The sequence below is a fragment of the Nostoc sp. CHAB 5715 genome, from assembly GCF_020829685.1.
Classification (GTDB): Bacteria; Cyanobacteriota; Cyanobacteriia; order Cyanobacteriales; family Nostocaceae; genus Nostoc.
Genome location: NZ_JAIVFR010000890.1, coordinates 1 through 3,128, shown reverse-complemented (window position 1 = coordinate 3,128; position 3,128 = coordinate 1). Strand labels below are relative to the sequence as shown.

The 3,128-nt window shown below is 40.1% G+C and carries 2 protein-coding genes and 1 pseudogene; 1 reads left to right on the top strand and 2 read right to left on the bottom strand.

What is annotated here, in order from left to right; genetic code table 11:
* Window positions 1–729 (bottom strand): diguanylate cyclase (locus LC574_RS33240; protein ID WP_229457847.1); only part of this gene is annotated, 729 nt, incomplete at its 3' end.
* Between the two features lie 742 nt (window positions 730–1,471).
* A pseudogene (locus LC574_RS33235) lies at window positions 1,472–1,676 on the bottom strand (heavy-metal-associated domain-containing protein).
* Window positions 1,677–1,928: 252 nt separating this feature from the next.
* Here LC574_RS33235 and alaS point away from each other — a divergent pair.
* On the top strand, window positions 1,929–3,128 hold a 1,200-nt coding region (gene alaS / locus LC574_RS33230), incomplete at its 3' end, for an alanine--tRNA ligase (protein WP_229457846.1).

Genomic DNA, 3,128 nt, shown 5'->3' with positions numbered 1-3,128 from the left:
GCCACCATAGCGAAATGCTGTGTCTTGACAGCGCAGATTGTGTCGCAGACGCTTACATAGCAGCTGCAAAATGCGATCGCCTATTAAATGCCAGTGAGTATCGTTAACTTTTTTGAAATGATCTACATCCAGAATAATCAAGCTCATGGAAGTCTTTTGACTTCTAGCTTTTTTTATTTGCCTGGGTAAGTCCCATTCTAAAGCACGACGATTATTTAATTCTGTCAAGGAATCGGCTAAGGCGATCGCTGATAACATATCATTTGTTTGAATCAAATCTCGGTATTTTTGTGCTTTCCGCAAGCCAACAGTTAATTGAGCAACTATTAGTCCATGATTGGCGCTCAATTCTGCCAAGCTATGGTCTGTTTTTTCATCAAGAATATGCCAAATATAAGCATCGGCTCCTTGCTTTAATGCCGCAGCACTCATCTCTAATTCCCTGTGCCAACCCTTATTTCTATCAGTAAGCTGCTCAAGACGATCTTCAAAGAGAATACAGTATATCCAAGATAGTTTTGTCTGGTCTTTCAACCAACTGCAAAGTTCTATACTCCCATCCAGACTAGCCTGCACAAGTATTATATCGGGGGGCGTCATTTGAATCCGCGACACTACCTGATTCAGATTGTCTATAACTTCTACACTAGAAGCCATCGCATAAAGGATCTGATCTGGGAGTGTAGCGAGAAAGTTATTTTTTCCAAAGACCAGAATAGAAATATTCATTGTTTTATTTTTATCCTATTTTACGATTAACTTACTAAAACTTGCTGCTCTTGTTGGCTAATACCAAATATGATTTTTTAGGTGGAATTATATTTGCTGATATATTATTTTGTCGCCGAATTTACAATACCTTTACAATTTTAATCTCCTCTTTAGACTTTATCTTTACTACTACCGTTTTTGAAATCTACTCTTCTGACAACTAATGTCTTATTTACAGGATTTTTTTCAATCAGTAAAAATACTGAATATTATTTAGATGGATAAAAACTGGTTATGTAGTTTCTTGAGTGTTCTTCTCCTCAATTAATTACCAAATTAAAGAGTTTGTAATAATTGTCAGATTAGGCAGATAATTTTATTCCTCAAAAAAAAAATAAAACAGGAGTCAGAATTCAGAATTCAGAATTCAGAATACTCTACCCATAAAGGGATAGAGTTTTAATTAGGAATAATATTTTAATTTTTTTTGCCCACAAGGGGCAAGGTTTTAAACCAATATTCATTACCCAGCGTTGCACTGAGCTTGCCGAAGTGTCGTCCAGAATTCAATTCGGAATTCTGACTCCTGAGTTCTGAATTCTTCTTATAAAAAAGTTGATGTTAAAACCTGCCCCTAATGTGGGAAAATTAGTTCAATTTTGCCCTTTCTACGGGCGGAAAAAATGTAAAAAATTTTGTTAGCGTACCCTAAGATATGAAAATCTCAACTTCTATGAAAATATGAAAAGCTAGAACCCGATCAATAACCCTCAACAGCATAACCAGCAGCAAGAATTACCTGTTTTATTGACTCCTCAGAAGCTGTGGATTCTAGCGTGAGAGTTTTAGCATTAATTAACATCGATATTCACCTTGGACTCAGGTTCCCTAACCTGGATGGATTTAGCAAGTATTTCTGCACATCCCTCACAAGCAATATTTGATACTTTCAGTTTTAGTGCCATTTGCTACCCTAGTATAGGATTTTTAAAGTATTCTTAAGGATTAATCTTAAAGACCAAAATGCGCGATCGCGCATCCTGCCAGAGTCGGATTATGGTGTAAAAGCTTCCTAATCACTGCATTTTGCTCATCGACTGGCACAATTTGCTGGCAGTAATATGAAACAAAATGCAAGAATATATAAAGCTATTTATGAAAATACACTTATCTAGTGCCAGTACGCCCAAGTCTAAAGTCTAAAGTTAAAAACACCCATGTCTTCAAATCCCCAGTACTTAAGCGGTAACGAAATTCGCAACATATTTCTCGACTTCTTTGCCCAACGGAATCACCAAATTCTCCCAAGTGCCTCCCTTGTGCCAGAAGACCCAACCGTGCTGCTGACGATCGCGGGGATGCTACCATTTAAGCCGATATTCTTGGGGCAGCGCACACCAGAATTTAAGCGGGCTACGACTTCGCAAAAGTGTATCCGCACCAACGACATCGAAAATGTCGGACGCACCAAACGGCATCAGACGTTTTTTGAGATGCTAGGTAACTTCAGCTTTGGTGATTATTTTAAAGAACAAGCGATCGCTTGGGGTTGGGAAATCTCTACACAAGTCTTTGGCTTCTCCCCTGAAAATCTTGTCGTCAGCGTTTTTGAAGATGATGATGAAGCCTTTGGAATTTGGCGCGATCAAATTGGTGTGCCCGTAGCGAGAATTAAGCGCTTGGGCGAAGATGATAACTTTTGGGCATCTGGGCCGACTGGCCCTTGTGGTCCTAGTTCGGAAATTTATTATGACTTCCACCCAGAACGCGGTGACGAAAATATAGATTTAGAAGACGATTCCCGGTTCATCGAGTTTTATAACCTCGTGTTCATGCAATATAACCGGGATGCTTCCGGCAATTTAACGCCACTGCAAAACAAGAACATCGACACCGGCATGGGTTTGGAGAGAATGGCGCAAATCCTCCAAAAAGTGCCCAATAACTACGAAACTGACCTGATTTTCCCAATTATTCAAACAGCAGGGCAAATTGCTGGTGTTGATTACCACAGCAGTGATGAGAAAACCAAAGTTTCCCTAAAAGTCATTGGCGATCATATTCGGGCTGTCATCCACATGATTGCTGATGAAATTCGCGCTTCCAACGTCGGACGCGGTTATGTGCTGCGGCGATTAATTCGGCGCGTGGTGCGTCATGGGCGATTAATTGGGATTTCTGGCGAATTTACTACCCAAGTTGCTGAAACTGCGATCGCTCTTTCTGAATCAGCTTACCCCAATGTGCGCCAACGAGAAGCAGCAATTAAAGCTGAACTGCAACGGGAAGAATCCAATTTCCTCAGAACTTTGGATAGAGGCGAAAAACTCCTAGAAGAAATCATCCAAGAGGTGAAACAGCAAGGGGAAACTCAAATTAGCGGTGAAAGTGCATTTAGCCTTTATGACACCTACGGA